This window comes from Dactylosporangium sp. McL0621, assembly GCF_049995355.1.
GTDB lineage: Bacteria > Actinomycetota > Actinomycetes > Mycobacteriales > Micromonosporaceae > Dactylosporangium.
In genome coordinates this window covers 1868795-1885978 of the sequence record NZ_CP188259.1, presented here as the reverse complement: position 1 = coordinate 1885978, position 17184 = coordinate 1868795, and the positions used below count along the sequence as shown (strand labels likewise).

The 17184-nt window shown below is 73.1% G+C and carries 17 protein-coding genes and 1 pseudogene; 6 read left to right on the top strand and 12 right to left on the bottom strand.

Features of this window, described 5'->3' with window-relative positions; genetic code table 11:
* Positions 1-152: 152 nt before the first annotated feature.
* Positions 153-935 (bottom strand): SAM hydrolase/SAM-dependent halogenase family protein, encoded by a 783-nt coding sequence (locus ACPPVO_RS08680; protein ID WP_426510707.1) that lies wholly within the window; start codon positions 933-935, stop codon positions 153-155.
* On the opposite strand from ACPPVO_RS08680, the gene ACPPVO_RS08675 reads away from it, so the two are divergent.
* The 6 genes from ACPPVO_RS08675 (at position 934) to ACPPVO_RS08650 (ending at position 5978) form a co-directional block, all read left to right on the top strand.
* Complete coding sequence (locus ACPPVO_RS08675; RefSeq protein ID WP_426510706.1) at positions 934-1866, top strand: LLM class F420-dependent oxidoreductase; 933 nt, start codon at positions 934-936, stop codon at positions 1864-1866. The genes ACPPVO_RS08680 and ACPPVO_RS08675 overlap by 2 nt on opposite strands.
* Positions 1867-1956: 90 nt before the next feature.
* The gene (locus tag ACPPVO_RS08670; RefSeq protein ID WP_426510705.1) at positions 1957-3144 is read left to right on the top strand and encodes a glycoside hydrolase family 5 protein; all 1188 of its coding nucleotides are present in this window, start codon (positions 1957-1959) and stop codon (positions 3142-3144) included.
* Complete coding sequence (locus ACPPVO_RS08665; RefSeq protein WP_360388803.1) at positions 3145-3609, top strand: GNAT family N-acetyltransferase; 465 nt, start codon at positions 3145-3147, stop codon at positions 3607-3609.
* 12 nt (positions 3610-3621) lie between these two features.
* Positions 3622-4074: a hypothetical protein gene (locus ACPPVO_RS08660; protein WP_426510704.1), complete on the top strand. Its 453-nt coding sequence runs from the start codon at positions 3622-3624 to the stop codon at positions 4072-4074.
* Positions 4075-4080: 6 nt separating this feature from the next.
* Positions 4081-4893, top strand: a complete 813-nt coding sequence (locus tag ACPPVO_RS08655) for a DNA-formamidopyrimidine glycosylase family protein (protein WP_426510703.1) — start codon at positions 4081-4083, stop codon at positions 4891-4893.
* 263 nt (positions 4894-5156) lie between these two features.
* On the top strand, positions 5157-5978 hold the full coding sequence (locus ACPPVO_RS08650; protein ID WP_426510702.1) for a hypothetical protein: 822 nt from the start codon (positions 5157-5159) through the stop codon (positions 5976-5978).
* A gap of 338 nt (positions 5979-6316) precedes the next feature.
* Here ACPPVO_RS08650 and pspM read toward each other — a convergent pair whose 3' ends face one another.
* The 11 genes and pseudogenes from pspM to ACPPVO_RS08595 form a co-directional block, all read right to left on the bottom strand.
* Complete coding sequence (gene pspM / locus ACPPVO_RS08645) at positions 6317-7078, bottom strand: phage shock envelope stress response protein PspM (protein WP_426510701.1); 762 nt, start codon at positions 7076-7078, stop codon at positions 6317-6319.
* 19 nt (positions 7079-7097) lie between these two features.
* The gene (locus ACPPVO_RS08640; RefSeq protein ID WP_360388818.1) at positions 7098-7952 is read right to left on the bottom strand and encodes a PspA/IM30 family protein; all 855 of its coding nucleotides are present in this window, start codon (positions 7950-7952) and stop codon (positions 7098-7100) included.
* Positions 7953-8094: 142 nt separating this feature from the next.
* On the bottom strand, positions 8095-8919 hold the full coding sequence (locus ACPPVO_RS08635; protein WP_426510700.1) for a hypothetical protein: 825 nt from the start codon (positions 8917-8919) through the stop codon (positions 8095-8097).
* A gap of 30 nt (positions 8920-8949) precedes the next feature.
* The gene (locus tag ACPPVO_RS08630) at positions 8950-10764 is read right to left on the bottom strand and encodes a substrate-binding and vWA domain-containing protein (protein WP_426510699.1); all 1815 of its coding nucleotides are present in this window, start codon (positions 10762-10764) and stop codon (positions 8950-8952) included.
* Between the two features lie 200 nt (positions 10765-10964).
* Positions 10965-11450, bottom strand: coding sequence for a helix-turn-helix domain-containing protein (locus tag ACPPVO_RS08625; RefSeq protein WP_426510698.1), 486 nt, complete (start codon positions 11448-11450; stop codon positions 10965-10967).
* 95 nt (positions 11451-11545) lie between these two features.
* Positions 11546-12043, bottom strand: a complete 498-nt coding sequence (locus ACPPVO_RS08620; protein ID WP_426510697.1) for a CinA family protein — start codon at positions 12041-12043, stop codon at positions 11546-11548.
* Between the two features lie 572 nt (positions 12044-12615).
* Positions 12616-13170, bottom strand: a pseudogene (pgsA, locus tag ACPPVO_RS08615) (CDP-diacylglycerol--glycerol-3-phosphate 3-phosphatidyltransferase); the annotation flags it as partial.
* Positions 13167-14606: a 30S ribosomal protein S12 methylthiotransferase RimO gene (gene rimO, locus ACPPVO_RS08610; RefSeq protein WP_426510696.1), complete on the bottom strand. Its 1440-nt coding sequence runs from the start codon at positions 14604-14606 to the stop codon at positions 13167-13169. The pseudogene pgsA and the gene rimO, both read right to left, overlap by 4 nt.
* A gap of 50 nt (positions 14607-14656) precedes the next feature.
* Positions 14657-15100 carry a DUF3291 domain-containing protein gene (locus ACPPVO_RS08605; RefSeq protein WP_426510695.1) on the bottom strand — a complete coding sequence of 148 codons (444 nt, stop codon included), beginning with the start codon at positions 15098-15100 and terminating at the stop codon, positions 14657-14659.
* A 10-nt stretch (positions 15101-15110) separates the two neighbouring features.
* On the bottom strand, positions 15111-15752 hold the full coding sequence (locus ACPPVO_RS08600) for a helix-turn-helix transcriptional regulator (RefSeq protein ID WP_426510694.1): 642 nt from the start codon (positions 15750-15752) through the stop codon (positions 15111-15113).
* 389 nt (positions 15753-16141) lie between these two features.
* A complete protein-coding gene (locus ACPPVO_RS08595; RefSeq protein ID WP_426510693.1) occupies positions 16142-17062 on the bottom strand; it encodes an AEC family transporter in 921 nt (306 codons plus the stop codon).
* Positions 17063-17184 lie beyond the last annotated feature (122 nt).

The following is a 17184-nucleotide window of genomic DNA, read 5'->3' as shown; positions in this document are numbered from 1 at the left end:
AAAGGCTTGCGGCTCGCCGAAGTCCGGCCTGCGGCACCTCCGGCGCTTGTTACTTGCGGATCGTCCAAAGACCGGGCGATGGCGCCTGCGGCGCTTGCGGACCTGCCGAACGAAGGTTGCCGGCCGGCTCGCGGTTTGTTCGGCTGTCCGGGTCAGTAGGTAATTGTCAACCGGGAACCTAGGGTGGCTGACAAGCGCGTTGCCGCGTTGCCGCCGTTCACTGCTACTGCCACGAAGCCCGCCGAGTCCGCGAAGACCAGCAGGGTGTTCGGCTCCGCTCCGCCGAAGGTTGTGGTCTTCCGGGCCGGGCTCCCGTTGACCTCGACCGACGCCGGGAGTTGGGCCAGGGCCTCGGCCGGGGCGGCCAGTTGTACGTTGCCGAAGTGGTCCACCGTCTGGACGTCGGACACCAGGCGGCCGGGGGCCTGCTCGACGTACAACGGCGGGAGTTTCACCGGGTCGGTGATCTCCTCGCCGGCGTCTCGCAGAGTGGCGCCCGCGAAGAGGTGGGCGGCCACCGGGGCGAAGATGTCGCGGCCGTGGAAGGTTGCCGAGACCTCGTCGGCGAACCACGAGCGGTTCGTCAGGTGTACCGCCGTTGTCACGCCGCCCAGGGCCTCGGCCGCCGGGAGCAGGAGGCCGTTGTCCGGGCCCACCAGGTAGCCGCCCGGCGTTGCCAGGGCGATCGGGCGGCGTGCGGTGCCCACGCCCGGGTCGACCACGGCCAGGTGGACGGCGCGCGGTAGCGACGGGACGGTCTGGGCCAGGATGGCGGCGCCGCGGCGGACGTCGCCCGGTGGGATCAGGTGGGTGATGTCCAGGATTCGGGCCTGCGGGGCCCGGACGGCCAGGACGCCGTGGCAGGACGCCACGAAGCCGTCGGACAGGCCGTAGTCCGTCGTGAAGGAGATCATCGCGATAGTGTCCGGGTCCATGCGGCTTTGCGTGTTCACCGAGCCTCAACTGGGGGCTACGTACGAGGACCAGCTCGCCATCGCGCGGCGGGCTGAGGAGCTCGGGTTCGAGGCGTTCTTCCGGTCCGACCACTACCTAACCATGGCCGGCGACGGTATGCCGGGGCCGACCGACTCGTGGGTGACGCTCGGCGCGCTCGCGCGGGAGACCTCGACGATCCGGCTCGGCACGCTCGTGACGTCGGCGACGTTCCGGCTCCCGGGGCCGCTCGCGATCGCGGTCGCGCAGGTCGACGCGATGAGTGGCGGGCGGGTCGAGCTGGGGCTGGGCACCGGGTGGTACGAGCGGGAGCACAGCGCGTACGGGATCCCGTTCCCGCCGTTGGCCGAGCGCTTCGACCGGCTCACCGAGCAGCTGGAGATCATCAAGGGGTTCTGGGCGACGCCGGCCGGAAGCACGTACAGCTTCGAAGGGCGTTACTACGACGTCGTCGAATCGCCGGCGCTGCCCAAGCCGGTGCAGCCCGCGGGGCCGCCGGTGATCATCGGCGGGAAGGGGCCGAAGCGCACGCCGCGGCTCGCGGCGCGCTACGCCGACGAGTTCAACGTGCCGTTCTCCTCGCTGGAGGACACCGACGCGCAGTACCGGCGGGTGGTCGAGGCGATCGAGGCCGAGGGCCGCGACGGGCGGGCGCCGATCGTCTTCTCCTTCGCGCAGACGATCGTGTGCGGCGCGGACGAGGCCGCGGTCCGCCGGCGCGCGGAGGCGCTCGGGCTGGACCCCTCCGGCCCGCAGCCCGGTCAGCTGTACGGCACGCCCGAGCACATCGCCGAGCAGATCCGCGGCTTCGTGAAGGCCGGCGCCTCCCGCGCGTTCCTGCAGCTGATGGACCTGCGCGACCTCGAGCACCTGGAGCTGATCGCGGCCGAGGTGGCGCCGCTGCTGGCGTAGGCGGTACATCGCCGGAAATGCGGGCAGTGCCCGGCGGTGCCGCGCCAGACCCCACCGCCGGGCAGTCCGCTGAGGAAATTGCAACAGGGCATGGCGCTCGGTGGCGTGCTGCTGCTGATGGTGGCAGCTCTCGCGGTACCGCTGCCGGAGCCCAGATTCACCAAGGTGCTGTGCGTGGGCGACGACGTGCAGGCCCGCGCCGTGGCCGGGCTCGCCAACTTCTCGGCGTGGCTGCGGCGCAACCACGCGACCGGGTTCATCGGCGAGATCGGGTGGCCCGGCGACCGGGACGCGGCGCAGTGGAGCCAGGTCGCCGAGGCGTGGTACGAGGCGGCCGACGCGGTCGGGCTCCCGGTCACGGCCTGGGCGGCGGGCACCTGGCCGGCGAACTACCCGATGGCGGTGTACCGCCCGGTCGCGCAGGGCCTGCGGGTCGACGTGCCCGGGCCGCAGGCGCGCGTCGTCGAGCGGCACAGCAGTACACCCGGATATCTGCGCGGCGTGAACCTGGCCGCGGGCTCGTTCGCCACCTCGGACAGCAACGGCGGCTTCGGCACCACGAACCCGGGCCGCTACGGGTGGGACTACACGTACGAGACGCCGTCGAGCTACGGGTTCCTGGCCGGCCGCGGCGTGCGCCTGGTGCGGCTGGCGGTCAACTGGGAGCGGCTCCAGCCACGGCCGTTCGGCCCGCTGGACGAGGCCGAGCTCGCGCGGGTGCGCGACGCGCTGCGCCACGCCCGCGCGGCCGGGCTCGCGGTCATTCTCGACCTGCACAACTACGGCGACTACGCGCTCGGGGGCGGCACCGCCGGCCCGCCGCGGATGCTGCGGCTGGGCGAGTTCGCGCTGCCGACGACGACGCTGGCGGACTTCTGGCGGCGGCTGAGCGTCGCGGCCGACGACCCGTCGGTGATCGGGCTCGGGCTGCTCAACGAGCCGACGCGGCTGGCCGCCGACGGGCGCGCGGGCGCGCTGATCTGGCAGCGTGCGGCGCAGGAGGCGGTCGACGCCATCCGCGCGACCGGGGACCGGCGGGCGATCCTCGTCAGCGGGTACGTCCCCATGGGGCCGCCCTCGTGGGGCGAGATGCACCCGGTCGCGTGGATCCGGGACCCGGCGCACCGGGTGGCCTACGAGTCGCACGCGTACTTCGACCACGACGGCAGCGGGCACTACTGGATGTCGTACGCCGACGAGCTGCGCAGCGTCACGTGGCCCGCGCCCGCGCGTTGCCAGCGGTTGACGCCGATGGGGCGCCAGGTGCTCACTGGCTAGGTGACCTTGGTACGAGCGGCCGGGCCGGACGACCTCGACGCCGCGCTCGCGGTGTGGCGGGCCGCCAACGAGGCCCGCGGCCACGCGCCCGCGCCCGCGCGGATCGAGCGGGTGCGGCAGAAGCTGCGCGACGCGGACGCGCTGGTGGTGGTGGCCGTCGACGGGGACGAGGCGGTGGCGATGGGCCTGGCCGAGCCGGGCCGGGCGGACGACGGCGCGGGGGCGCCGATCCCGGGGTACGGCCACGTCTCCATGGTCTTCGTCGCGCCCGCGCGCTGGGGCCGGGGCGTCGGCGGCCTCGTGCTCGACGCGCTGCACGGGGCCGGATGGGCGCGCACGACCCTGTGGACGCGGACGGGCAACGCGCGGGCGCGGCGGCTGTACGAGAAGGCCGGGTACCGCCCCACCGGCCGCACATCGACGCTGGCGGGTGACGGGATCATGCAGTTCGAGCGGATCGGTTAGCCTCTACACGTCATGAGGCGTTGGGCGTTACTGCTGATCGGGCTCGGCGTGGGACTCTTCGCCGGGTCGCAGCTCGCCGCGTCCCGGGCCCAGAGCACCGCCCTGTGGACCGGGGTGGCCGCGACCGTCGTCGGGCTCATCATGGTCGCCGCGAGCGGCCCGCCGGCCGCCGAGGAGAGCGAGGACGGCCTCCCGTCGTTCGCCGCGCTCGGGCCGCGCGTCGAGAGCATCCTGCGCCTGGCCGAGGAGCAGGCGGCCGACCAGATCCGGCAGGCCGAGAAGGACGCCCGCAAGGTGCGCGCCCGGGTCGAGGGCGGGCTGTGGGCCGTGCTGCGCGAGGGCGACGACGGCGAGCGGTACGAGGTGGCCCGGCTCGAGTCGCGCTCGGACGCCGACTCGGTGGTCGCCGCGCTCGAGGCCCGCGGGCACCTGCAGCGCTACTCCGTGGCCCCGGCCGGCGGCTGAGCGGGCGTGCCCGAGGGCGACACCGTCTGGAACACCGCGCGCGTGCTCGGCGCGGCGATCACCGGCCAGACCATCACGCGCAGCGACTTCCGGGTGCCGCAGCTCGCCGCGGCCGACCTGTCCGGCTGGACCGTCGCCGAGTCCGCGTGCCGGGGCAAGCACCTGCTGCTGCGGCTCACCAAGGACGGCCGGGAGCCGCTCACCCTGCACTCCCACCTGCGCATGGACGGCGCGTGGCGCACGTACAAGCCGGGCGAGCGCTGGACCGGGCGGCCCGCGCACCTGATCCGCGTGGCCCTGCACACGCCGGCCGCGGTCGCCGTCGGCTTTCACCTGCACGAGCTCGCCCTGGCGCCGACCCGCGAGGAGGCGCGGCTCGTCGGGCACCTCGGCCCGGACCTGATGGGCGAGGACTGGGACGGCGACGAGGCCGTGCGCCGGCTGCTCGCCAAGCCCGAGCGCTGGGTGGCCGACGCGCTGCTGGACCAGCGCAACCTGGCCGGGATCGGCAACCTGTACAAGGCCGAGACGCTGTTCCTGCGCGGCGTGTCACCGTGGACGCCGGTCGGCGCGGTCGCGGACCCGGCCGCCCTGGTCGCGAAGGCCCACGCGCTGCTGAACTCCAACCGCGGCCGCTGGACCCAGTCCACGACGGGCTCACTGCGCCGCGGCGAGACGAACTGGGTGTTCGAGCGCGCCGGTCAGCCGTGCCGGAGGTGCCGTACCACCATCCGCCGCTGGACGGGCGGCGACCATGACCGCATCACGTACTGGTGCCCGCACTGCCAGCCCGGGAACGGCCCGCCCGAGCGCGGGTGACGACGCGGCCGCACGAGCACGAGGTCACCCTCGGCGTCGAGGTCGACAAGCCAGAAGCCCTGGTTGTCGTACGGCATGTGCACCTCCGTGACGCTACGCAGCGCGCCTCGGAATGCCCCTCGCCCTAAGCCAAATTTGAAGCCCTGTTATTCGCAACGTATCCACACTGACCATTCGGCTGTTGTCACCCCCGTGACCGGGGCGCGGCGGGTCGGCGACCACGGGGTAGGGTGCTGCCCGTACGTCTCATGGGGAGGGGCGCGATGGACCACGGCCTGACCCGGCGCGGCCTGCTCGCCGGGTTGCTCGCGGCGGCCACGCTGACCGCCTGTGATAGCGCTCCCAGCGCCGGCCCGGCCCCCACCGACTCGTTCAACCCGCCCCAGGACCAGCCGCTCGCGACCTGGGAGCTCACCGGCGGCCTCACCGCGGCCGGGATCGCCGCCTTGCGCCCGCCCCGCCTCGTCGTCTACGGCGACGGCGACGCGATCGCGGACGCCACGTACCACTCCCGCCTCGACCCCGACCAGCTGCGCACCCTCGCCAACGGCCTCGCGGACGACCTGCGCGCCAGCGCCTCGCAGAAGAAGCCCACGCCGACCCCGACGATCGTCGACGCGCCCGTGACCAAGGTCTCGGTGTGGACGCGGACGGGTCCGCTGGCCTTTACGGCCGAGGGGCTTGACGAGCTGAAACCCGATCACGTGTACCCGGATGTGCTTTACAACGCCCGCGACCGCCTCGCCACCGTGCACAGGACCGTGTCCGCGACCGCGCAGCCGTACCTCGCGACCCGGGTCCGCGTCGTGGCGGTGCCGGCGCTGGACGGGCAGGCGGGCACCGGTTCCCCGATCGTGCCCGACCCGAGCCCGACGGCGACGGCGAACCCGTGGCCGACGGGCATCACGTTGCCGTCGCCGGACTCGCAGGGCCTGCGGCGCACGGACCTGGACGGCGACGCGGCTCGGGCGGCGGTGCGGATGCTGACCCGCGACCTGGACCAGCGGGGAGCCTGGCCGTCGTACCGCATGACGGACGGCACGGTTGTGCGGGCGAGCTGGCGTTACCTGCTGCCGACGGAGTGATCCACGAAAAGTCGGGCGCTCCGCGCCGCGACTTTTCGGATTTATCGCCTGACGGGGTATAAGTCGGATAAGTCCGATCACGAAGTGTCGGACTTATCCGGTTCGCGCCGTGTCCAGGTCGGACTTATCCGGTTCGCGCCGTGCCGGAGTTGGGTTTGTCCGGTTTGCGCCGTGCCGGAGTTGGGCTTGTCCGGTTCGCGCCGCGCCCAGGTCGGGCTTGTCCGGTTCGCGCCGCGCCCAGGTCGGGCTTGTCCGGTTCGCCGCCGTGTTCGGGCCGGACTTGTCCGGTTCGCGCCGTGCCGGGTCAGCGCAGTCCGCGCCGATTCGGCCGGCGACAGTCAGGCGGTTTGTGCGCGCGGAGTGGTCTGCGGGTTGCGCAGGTCGGCCAGGGCCTCCGCGACCCCGCGCAGGAACGCCGTCGCGTCCGCGAGGCTGCCCACCGCCGCGTTGTCCTCCGCGACGCACCCGGCCGCCGCGGTCACGAACTGCTCGTAGGCCGTGACGCCCTGCTCGAGCTGCTCGGCCAGCATGCGATGGGCCGGGCGCAGCGCGGCGCCGGACGGGCCGATGCGCATCGTGCGCTCGACCGAGGCGCAGCGCTGGGCGAGGTCGCGCAGCTGGCGCTCGGCTACGGCGGCGTCGAGCACCGCGCCCTCGGCGGCGGGCCCGAGCCGGCCCACGAGGCCGCCGAGCATCGTCGCGGCGCGGTCGAGGCGGCGCCAGGGCTCGGCGACCGTGAGGCCCCGCAGCTTGTAGAACTCGCGCTGGCGGTCGAACTCGGCGATCGCGGTGCGGCCGGCGGGGAGGCGCTGGACCATCCCGACGAGCTTTTCCCGGGCCAGGGTGCCGGCGAGCGCCGGATCGGGCTCCGGCGGTACCGGCAACGCCCGGAAGGCCCGGAAGTCGACCCAGCGCCACCAGGTGATGGCGATGGAGCCGCCGGCCGCGGCCGCCCAGAACGCGTCGGGCAGGCCCAGGCCGCTGTACGGCACGAGGATGGCGGTCGCCCCGGTGAGCAGACCCGCGCGCACGGACCAGCCCCGGGCGGAGCGGTGCAGCTTGCGCAGCCGCTTGAGGTGCTTGCTCCGATCGTTGGCCATGACCCGCCCCCGTTCCCGGTCAGCCCGCGCTGGCCGAGTCTCCCGCCTGCTTGTCCTTCATGCTGGCCCGGATCTCGTCGAGCCGGGAGACGCTGGCGTCCTTGGTCCCGGTCGACGCGACGGCGGGCGTCTCCGGCGCGGCGGCCAGCTGCTCGCCGGCCATGCTCGCACGGATCTGGTCGAGCCGGGAGCTCCCGGCCATGTCGAGGGTCGAGCGCTGCACCTCGAGCATGCGGCCCTCCACCGAGTTCGAGGCGAGCTCGGCGCGGCCCATCGCGTTGGCGTACCGACGCTCGATCTTCTCCCGCACCTCGTCGAGCGACGGGGTGTTGCCGGGGGCGGCGAGGCCGCTCATCGACTCGAGCGACTTGGCGACGGTCTCCTGCATCTTGGCCTGCTCGAGCTGGCTGAGCAGCTTCGTGCGCTCGGCGAGCTTCTGCTGGAGCATCATGGCGTTGTTCTCGACGGCCTTGCGCGCCTGGGCGGCGGCGTTGAGCGACTGGTCGTGGAGGCTCTTGAGGTCCTCCATGCCCTGCTCGGCGGCGACGAGCTGGGTGGCGAACACCTGCGCCGTCTGCTCGTACTGCGTGGCCTTGGCCTCGTCGCCCTCGGCGCGCGACTTGTCGGCGAGCACGAGCGCCTGGCGGGCCGAGCCCTGCAGCTTCTCGACCTCGGACATCTGCCGGGACAGCCGCATCTCCAGCTGCCGCTGGTTGCCGATCACCGCCGCGGCCTGCTGCACGAGCGCCTGGTGCTGACGCTGCGCGTCCTCGATCGCCTGCTGGATCTGCACCTTCGGATCGGCGTACTCGTCGATCTTGGCACCGAACAGCGCCATGAGGTACTTCCAGCCCTTAGCGAACGGATTCGCCATCTCGCGGTCCTCTCTCGGCCAGCACAGGAACGTGCGGCTTCTATCGTGTCAGGCTCGCGCTAGAGCGTCACGCCCGGTTGGAGGCCAACCCCCCGAAAATTCGCGCCAGACCCGTACATTGCGGACACAAGTCAGGGGGATCTCAGGGCTGTGGGCCCGCGACATCCCCGCCCGAGAGGGCCGAGCGCGACAGCCGCTCGGCCTCGGCCAGGCCCGCGCGCAGGCCCTCAAGATCGTTCGTGAGCTCCGCCACCTTGGACGCGGTCAGCGGCGCGCCGCCGACCGTGGTCGCGTGCAGGGCGACCAGCTCCGCCATCCGGGCGACCAGGCCCTCCATGCCCAGCACCGCGGACTGCATGCGGGCGAGCAGCATCTCGCGGGCCTCGCGCAGCCGCTGGCCGACGTCGAGCTGGTCCGCGACCGCGCGCCGGGCCCGCTCCCGCTCGTCGCGCAACGGACCCGGCGCGAGGCCGGACAGCCCGCGCTGCAGCTGGTTGTAGTCCTGCCGCAGCCGCTGCGTGTTGATCCCCGACGCCGTCTGGTCGATGAGCGTCACCTGCCCCGCGAAGCGGGCCAGATCGGAGAGGGCCCCGGCGGCCGAGTCGTCGACCTCGGAGATCTGGCCCCGCAGGATCGGATCGCCGGTGCCTTCCGCCTGCCGGCGCAGCGTGCGTACCGCGGCCTCGGCGCGCTTGAGCCAGCGCTCGGCGTCGCTACCGCGCGGCGGCGCGGGCAGGTTCGGCGGCGGCGCGGCGGACAGCGGCTTGGGCGAGGACCCGCCGCGGTCGGTGAGAACGCCGAGGACGACCCGGATCCCGTACACCGCGCCCGCGACCGCGAGCCCGACCGGCACCCCGACGAGCAGGCCCGCCGGGGTGAGGGCGGCCGCGACCGCGCCGCCCATCCCGCCGAGCACGCCCGCGGCCACGAGCCCCCACGGCTCGGTCAGCTGCTCCTTGACGCCCACGACCGTAAGTGTGCCCCCTCGGTTGAAGGATCAGAAGTTGCTGAGGACATTCACGAGCACGTTGTTGATCGTCGTCGGGTCGCTCGCGTCGTAGGCCGCCGCGCGCGAGGCCGAGGAGATCTTCTGCAGCACGCCGATGTCGGCCTGCCCGCCGTAGGCGATGGTGAACACGCGGACCGGGATCTCCTTGTCCGACGTGTCGACGTCGCGGACGAGGGCGTCGAGGTCGCTGTCCTTCGGGTACTCGTTCTTGCCGTCCGTGAGCACCACGACGGCGTTGATCCGGCTCGGGTCGGACAGCTCGACCATCTTGCGCTGCGCGGCCCGCGTGGTGGCGTACAGGGCCGTGCCGCCCTCGGCGCTGAGCGAGTTGATGACCTGCTCCAGCTTCGCCTTGTTGCCCGAGAGCCCGGCGACGGGGACCTGCTCGGTGTACGGCGTGGTGGCCCCCGCGACCTCGGTCGAGAACGTCCACAGCCCGACCTCGTCGTCCGGCGCGAGCAGCGTCAGCGACTGCAGCGCGGCCTGCTTGGCCAGCTGCATGCGGGTCTGGCCGTTGCCGGCGTCGTTGTTCATCGAGCCCGAGACGTCGACCACCAGCAGTACCTTGGCCCGCTTGCGCTGCGCGTCCCACGTGCTCAGCGCCTTCTCGAGCACCTGCGGCGACGGCGGGTCGATCACGGTGAACTTCGCGTCCGGCAGCAGCCCGTTGTCGCGGGTGACCGCCGAGCCCGCCTTGCCTTCGAAGGTACGGAAGGCCAGGTCCGTGAAGCGCTTCTGCTGCGCCCCGTCGCGCACGTAGGCGAGGAAGTCGGCCGCCGCGGCCTTCTGCTCGTCGCTGGCGTTGGTCAGCACCACGTAGGGGTGGTCGCTGACCAGCGTGCCCTCCTTGGGGTAGATCGCGACGAGCGGCACCCGCGGCTTGGTCCCCTTGCCGGCCAGGGCCGGGTCGCCGGTCGGGTTGCCGGTGTTGTAGTCGTAGACCGACTTCTCCTCGACCGCGACGGCGCTGACGTAGTTGAGCCCGCGCCCGCCCTGGTCGGCGGCGAGCTGGTTGGACAGGAACGTCAGGGTGGTGTCGCCGTAGTGCACGACGCTGGACTCCACCGACTTGACGTACTGCAGCACCTTCGGGTCGGCGAGGTCCTTGTCGGTGAGGTCGGTCGAGCGCCCGGTGGCGGCGAAGTACGCGCCGACCGTGGCGTTGAGACCCGACGTGGAGAAGTGCGGGTTGGTCTTGCCGAGCCGGAACCGGCCCCACTCCGGGTGGCCCTTGGAGCCCCAGCCGTTCGGGTCGTTGATCAGCCCGAAGACGTCGCCCCAGCCGATGGGCTTGTCCGGCCACCCGAGCGCTTCGGCCATCGGTTTGGGCATGGCGAGTACCAACGGGGACTGCGCGATCATCGGGAGCTTGCCGTCAGGGACCAGCCCGCCCTTGTCGCCGGTGGCCAGGCGCTGCTTGAGCAGCGCGACCCACGACGCCGACGCGGGGGTCCAGACCGCCGGCTGCGGCCCGTCCTTCTTGGCGTCCCAGCCGGTCGCGAGCGCCTCGAGCGCCGCGCCGGAGGCCTTCGTCTGTACCACGGGGTCGGCGCACTTGCCGTCGAAGCGCCGGTCGGACTTGATGTAGCTCTTCGCGAACTCCGTCATCAGCGCGGCCTTCTCGCTGGACGCGGTGATGTTCAGGGTGGTGCAGCCCTCACGGCGCGGGGAGTCGGCCTTGGAGTCGTTGCCGTCGTCGCCGCGGTTGGCCAGGAAGAGGTACACGCCGCAGATCGCGAACACCCCGATCACCGCGGCGATGATGATCGGTAGGGGGTTGCGCCGCCGGTTCGGGTAGCTCACGGGTTGTTCGCCTCCGCGCTGCCGTGCTGTGATCCGCGCCCCCGTGGGCGCGGCACCAGTGTGGCAGAGCGCGTCGAGTCCCGATCAAGCCGCGCCGCATCGCCCCGGACCGCTCAGACGGCGGCCGGTGCCTCCAGGATTTCAGGCGGCGACCGGGTGCCTTTAGGACTTCAGGCGGAGGCCGGGTGGCCCCGAGTCGCTCAGGCGGCGTAGACGACGTCGCGCTCGCGGTCGGCCGGGCCTCGGGTCGCGCGCAGGGTGGTCCGCAGCGGACCATCGTGGTGTACCGCCACCGAAAGCTTGGCATCGGCGGCAACCTTCGCCTTGGGCGCACCGCGCACGAGCCGGGCCTGGGGGCCGTCGGCGGACGCGTCGGCCGCGGGGACCGCCTCACCCGAACCGGAGTCCGGCACGGGCTCGGGCGCGCCGACCGGCACGAGCACCGGCGGCAGGTCCTCGGCCAGGGCCAGGGTGTCGCTCACATCACGCAGCACCTCGGACAACGCGGCGCCCAGGGCCTCACAGATCGCGGCCAGCAGCTCGCTGGACGCCTCCTTCTGGCCGCGCTCGATCTCCGAGAGGTATCCGAGGCTCACGTTCGCCGCGGTTGAGACCTCACGAAGGGTCCGGTGCTGGGCCTGCCGTCGCGCTCGCAGCGCGTCACCGATCACCCGACGAAGCAGCACGGTGGCACCCCCTCTGACGCAGCTGGCAAGACCGCGAAAAAACTGGTACCCGTCACGGTACCTGGTGCGAAGCCGATCGACACCCTGCCCCGCCGTTATAAGACAGCCAGGGTCTCCGCGAGCAGCCCCACGGCGGCCTCGACGGCCCCGCACCGCACCGCCGCCCGGTCGCCCGGAAGGGTGAGCTCCCGCACCTCGACCCGGTCCGGCTCACCGTGCGCGGCCGGCGGCCCGACCACCGCGACATACACCCGGCCGACCGGCTGACCAGCCTGTGAGTCCGGTCCGGCGACCCCGGTCGTGGCGGCCGCCCAGTCCGAGCCGCACCGCTCCCGCGCCCCGGCCGCGAGCGCCGCGGCGACGGCGGGGTCGACGGGCCCGTGCGAAGAAAGCAGCGGCGGCGGTACCCCGAGAAGCTTCGCCTTCAACTCTGTCGCGTACGCCACGATCCCGCCCCGGAAGACCCGGCTCGCCCCTGGCACCTCGACGAAGGCCGCCGAGAGCAGCCCGCCGGTCAGCGACTCGGCCACGGCGAGGGTCTCGCCGCGCTCCTTGAGGGCCGCGAGGATCGCGCCCGCCCGCTCCGTGTCCACCCGAGTTCCTTCCGCGACGAAAGCGACAACCGCTCCCCTCTCTTTACTCCGCCGCCGCCTCCACCTCAATCACCGTGCAATCCGGCGGATACCCTGTCGGGCGAAAAATCCGGCATGTCGCGGCGCGCAGTGCCCGACATGTCGGTCGAATCACCCGCGGGCGAGGCCGCAGGCGCGCCAGGACCCTGTCCACGACGCGACCGCGGGCGGGGCCACGGCCGGCGCCCGCACAAGGGCCGATCGACTGTCCGCCCCTCGAACCGACGCCGCACAAGGGCCGATCGACTACCCGGCCATCGAGCCGGGCCACGGCCAGAACCGGCCGCCCGTCAACGTGGCCACGGCCGGAGCCGCGCCAAGCCCCGTCGCGCTCAGGTGACCGGCTCGCAGAAGCCCGCGACGCCGAACCACGCTCAAATGACCGGCTCGCCCGCGCGTCGGAGTGAGTCGCGCCACGCCCGGACAAATCGGTCGAACTACCCTCAGGCGACCGGCTCGTCCGCCTGCGGAGCCACGGCCGGCGCCGCTCCGGGCACCGATAACACCGCTCCCCCACCGCGGGCCAATGACTCCCGCCGAATCCGGATCGCCCGCAGGACGTAGTCGGCACCGGTGACCACCGTCACCACGACGGCCGCGAACATGAGCCACGGGCCGATCTGCGCGAGGCCATGGGGCAGCGGCGTGAGGTACCAGCCGATCGCCAGAATTTGCAGGGCCGTCTTCACCTTGCCGCCCCGGCTCGCGGGGATGACCCCGTGCCGGATGACCCAGAAGCGCAGGGCCGTCACGCCCCACTCGCGGACGAGGATGACCGCCGTCACCCACCAGGGCAGCTTGTCGTAGAAGGACAGCAGCACGAGCGCTGCGCCGGTCAGGGCCTTGTCCGCGATCGGGTCGGCGACCTTGCCGAAGGAGGTGACGAGGTTGTGCGCGCGGGCGATCCACCCGTCGACGTAGTCGGTGGCGCAGGCCACGATGAAGGTCAGGCCCGCGGCGACCTGCCAGGCGTCGTGGGTCATGCGGCTGGCCACGACGCACAGCACGAAGACCGGCACGAGCACCATGCGCACGACCGTGAGGACGTTCGCCGCGTTGAGCAGCGGCGGGGGCTTGACCGAGGTCATGGCGCCGCCGGGCTGAGCAGCTCGGTCGGGGTCGCGACCAGGTCGACGCCGACGCTCTCGACGACCTTGGCGCGCACGAGATCGCCGGGGCGCAGCGACGCCGGGTCGAGGTTGCCGCCCGCCACGAGGGTCGTGGAGCCGTCGACCTCGGGGGCCTGGTGGGCCCCGCGGCCCTCGACGTCAACGCCGTCGGGGTGGCGCTCGACGGTGTCGACGAGCACGTCGACGATCGAGCCGACGCGGTCGCCGGCGCGCTGGGCGCAGAGCTCCTCGGCGAGGGCGCTCATCCAGTCGTACCGCTTCTTGACCGTGCTCGCCGCGACCTTGTCCGGCAGCCCGGCCGCCTCGGTGCCGTCCTCGTCGCTGTAGTCGAACACGCCGATCGCGTCGAGCCGGGCCTCGGTGAGGAAGCGCGCGAGCTCGTCGACGTCCTCGCGGGTCTCCCCGGGGAAGCCGACGATGACGTTGCTGCGGGCGCCCGCCTCCGGGTCGAGCCGGCGCGCGGCCTTGAGCAGGTCGAGGAAGCGCTCGGTGGAGCCGAAGCGGCGCATGCGGCGCAGGACGGGCTCGCTGGAGTGCTGAAAGGACAGGTCGAAGTAGGGCGCGACGCCCGGCGTGGTGGCGATCGCCTCGATGAGCCCGGGCCGGGTCTCGGCCGGCTGCAGGTACGACACGCGCACCCGCACGATCCCGGCGGTCCCGGCCAGCTGCGGCAGCAGCTTCTCCAGCAGGCGGGGGTCGCCGAGGTCCTTGCCGTAGGAGGTCGAGTTCTCGCTCACCAGCACCAGCTCGCGCACGCCGTTGGCGCCGAGCCACTCGGCCTCGGCCAGGATCTCGTCCGGCGTGCGGGAGACGAATGCCCCGCGGAAGGACGGGATTGCGCAGAACGCGCACCGGCGGTCGCAGCCGCTGGCCAGCTTCAGCGGCGCGACGGGCCCCTGGTCGAGCCGCTGGCGCATCACCCCGCGCAGGTGGGCCGGCAGGTGCCCGGGGGTGACGACCGTCGCCTCCCGGCGGGCGACCGGGGTGAGCGGCAGCAGCGTGCGCCGGTCGCGCGGGGTGTGCGACGGGATGGTCTCGCCCGCCAGGATCGCGTCCAGGCGGGCGGCCATGTCCGGATAGTGGTCGAAGCCGAGCACCGCGTCGGCCTCGGGCAGCTCGCCGGCGAGCTGCTCGCCGTAGCGCTCGGCGAGGCAGCCGGTCGCCACGACCTTGGCGCCGGTGTCGGACGCGGCCAGCAGGGTGTCGATCGAGTCCTGCTTGGCCTTGGCCACGAACCCGCAGGTGTTCACCAGCACGACGTCGGCGTCGGTACCGTCGGTCGTCACCGACCACCCGCCGTCGGCGAGCCGGGCGGCGAGCTCCTCGGAGTCCACCTCGTTGCGGGCACAGCCCAGGGTGAGCAGGGCTACGCGGCGGTCAGCGTTGGTGGACATGCTGTCGAGCGTACCGACCGGGGCTGACAATTTGCGGAGCGGATCCGGCCTCACGGAGCCGGGAATACGTCCCGGAACGTAAACGCCTTCGGCGTCGGCCCGCCGCCGCCGAGCAGCTCAAGCCGCTCGCGGGCCTCGTCCAGGCCCGGCCGGTGCCCGGACGGCACCCACCACAGCACCATGTGCGGCTCGCCCAGGGGGACGAACCACTCCCGGCGTCGTCGCAGAACGTCGAGATGACCACTACGGAAGGTGTACTCGCGCAGCGCCTCCAGCGACGTCCAGACGGACATGTTCACCATCAGGTCCCCGCCGAACGGCCGCAAAGAGGTGGCGTCGGCGCCGCTGTCGTCCACGAGCCGCCACACGAAGCCGGGGTACTCGTCGGCAACGGCGTTGATCCGGTCGATGTCGGCGTAGAACCCGGCCATGCGCGGGTCGTCGCGCGGCCCCACGGGCACGCCGACGTTGAGCTGAGCAAGGTGAGCGGTCATAGGCGGCAGTCTAAAGCAAACTGCCATTGTTTTTAGTACCGTCCGGGTCTCGATCGACAGCCACACAGCACCCTTCGGGCCGGGGATCGATCCGCGCCCCGCCCCCGAGCGCACCCTGCAGCAGCGCCAGGTTGGCCCCGCAGACGGCGCCCGGATGCGTGCGCGCCACGGAGTCGAACGGGCAGTTGCGCAGGCGCCACACGTCGCCGTCGGCGTACGGCTCGTACCCGAGCCCGCGCAGCGTCTCCTCGACCGACCCGCCCGCGAGCCGCGCCCCGGTACGCCGCGCGGCCGCGTAGAGCGCGGGCTCGATCCCCGCCTCGTCGACGGCCTCGGCCAGGACCTCGGCCAGGACGCGGTACCCGCGCGGCGGAAGACTGACGGAGTGCTCGACCGCGGAGCGCCGGTACAACTTCGAGGGCCGCCCCGCCCCGGGCCCGCTACGCCCCCCGAGCCGCGCGAACGCCACGTCGAGGAGCCCGGCCTCGGCGAGCTTGTCGAGGTGGTGCGCGGCGAGCGTGCGCCCGATCCCGAGCGCCTCCGCCACCTGATCCCGGCTGACGGCGCCCCCGGCCGCGGCCACGTGCTCGTACACGGCCCGCCGCCGCGGATCGGCCAGCGCCCCGAGGGCATCAATCTGCTCGTCCGGCACGGCTCCAACTATTGCAGCAGCCGGCCCCCACCGTCGCGCGTCACCACACCGAGCTCAGACACACCGCCCACCACCGCGCCCGCGCGACGCCACGCCGCGCCGACAGGCCCAACTACGCCCAGCCTCACGCGGACACCCCACACCCCAGACAACACCAGCACCGCACCCCCATCGCCACCGCGTCCGCGAGCACACGCCACCCACACCCCAGACCAGCGAAGTCGTCGCGCCCGCGCGGGCATGCCACCCGCACCCCTACCCAGCGAAGTCGTCGCGCCCGCGCGGACACGCCGCACGAGTGGCGCCGTCGCGTCCGCGCGGGCACGCCGCCCATGCCTGCGCACCAGCGGCGCCGTTGCGACCGCGCGGGGCGGGGCGCGCTCGACCCGCTACAGCAGCAGCGTCGCCGCGATCGTCAGGGTCGCCATGGACAGGCCGGTCGACGCCACGATGACGTCGCGGGCGAAGGTGCCGTCCACTGCGTACGCGCGCGCGAAGACGAACGTGTTCTGCGCCGTCGGGAGGGCCGCGCACAGCACGGCCGCGACCAGGGCCGGCCCGGTCAGCCCGAAGACGAGGCGCGCCAGGACGAAGCAGAGCAGGGGTTGCAGGAGCGATTTCAGCAGTACCGCCAGCGCCACCTCCACCGGCCTCCGCGCCTCGCCGTCGTTGTCCTGCCGCGGCACCAGCGACAGCCCGAGCGCGACCAGCGCCGACGGCACCGCCGCGTTCCCGAGCAGCGCGACCGCGTCGCCCGCGAGGCGGGGCAGGTGCACGTGGGCGGCGCCGAGCACGACGCCGGCGAGGCAGGCGAGCATCACGGGACTGCGCAGCGGCACGGTGAGGAGGCGCCGCCACCGCCCGGTCGCGTGCTCGCTCTGCGCGACGTCGAGCGTTCCCAGGATCAGCGGCGTGAGGATGCTGGTCTGGATCAGCAGTACCACGGCGATGAAGCCGGCATTGCCCAGCACCTGCACCATGACGGGGATGCCGAGGTTGCCGGCGTTGACGTACCCGCAGGCCATGCCCGCGATGGTCTGCTCCGCGAGCGGTCGCTTGAACACCCACCGCGCCGCGCAGAAGCCGGCGCCGCCGATGACCAGCGTGGCGATCGAGAAGGCGGCGACGGCCTTGCCCGCGGGGCCCCCGATCGGCTGCCGCGTGAGCGTGTTGAGCAGCGCCGCGGGCATCGCCACGAAGAAGACGAACCGGCCGAGCACATCGACGGCGGCGGGGCCGAGGACCTTGCTCCGCCCGGCCGCGTACCCGACGGCCGTGAGCGCCCAGATCGGCACGAAGGCGGCGAGCACCTACCGGATCCCCCGCGCCGTGACCGGGACCGGGATCGGGAAACGAGCCGCCGCAGCGCCCGCAACCCGCAAAGCCCAAACGGCCGTCCGCGCCATCGCCCAGACGCTAGTCAATGACCCGG

Excerpts from the sequence above, each read along its gene's own strand:
- ACPPVO_RS08660 (WP_426510704.1), top strand. The coding sequence starts at position 3,622 with ATGAGGCGTTGGGCGTTACTGCTGATCGGGCTCGGCGTGGGACTCTTC.
- ACPPVO_RS08605 (WP_426510695.1), bottom strand. The coding sequence starts at position 15,100 with ATGACCGCTCACCTTGCTCAGCTCAACGTCGGCGTGCCCGTGGGGCCG.
- rimO (WP_426510696.1), bottom strand. The coding sequence starts at position 14,606 with ATGTCCACCAACGCTGACCGCCGCGTAGCCCTGCTCACCCTGGGCTGT.
- ACPPVO_RS08640 (WP_360388818.1), bottom strand. The coding sequence starts at position 7,952 with ATGGCGAATCCGTTCGCTAAGGGCTGGAAGTACCTCATGGCGCTGTTC.
- ACPPVO_RS08680 (WP_426510707.1), bottom strand. The coding sequence starts at position 935 with ATGGACCCGGACACTATCGCGATGATCTCCTTCACGACGGACTACGGC.
- pspM (WP_426510701.1), bottom strand. The coding sequence starts at position 7,078 with ATGGCCAACGATCGGAGCAAGCACCTCAAGCGGCTGCGCAAGCTGCAC.
- ACPPVO_RS08650 (WP_426510702.1), top strand. The coding sequence starts at position 5,157 with ATGGACCACGGCCTGACCCGGCGCGGCCTGCTCGCCGGGTTGCTCGCG.
- ACPPVO_RS08675 (WP_426510706.1), top strand. The coding sequence starts at position 934 with ATGCGGCTTTGCGTGTTCACCGAGCCTCAACTGGGGGCTACGTACGAG.
- ACPPVO_RS08670 (WP_426510705.1), top strand. The coding sequence starts at position 1,957 with ATGGCGCTCGGTGGCGTGCTGCTGCTGATGGTGGCAGCTCTCGCGGTA.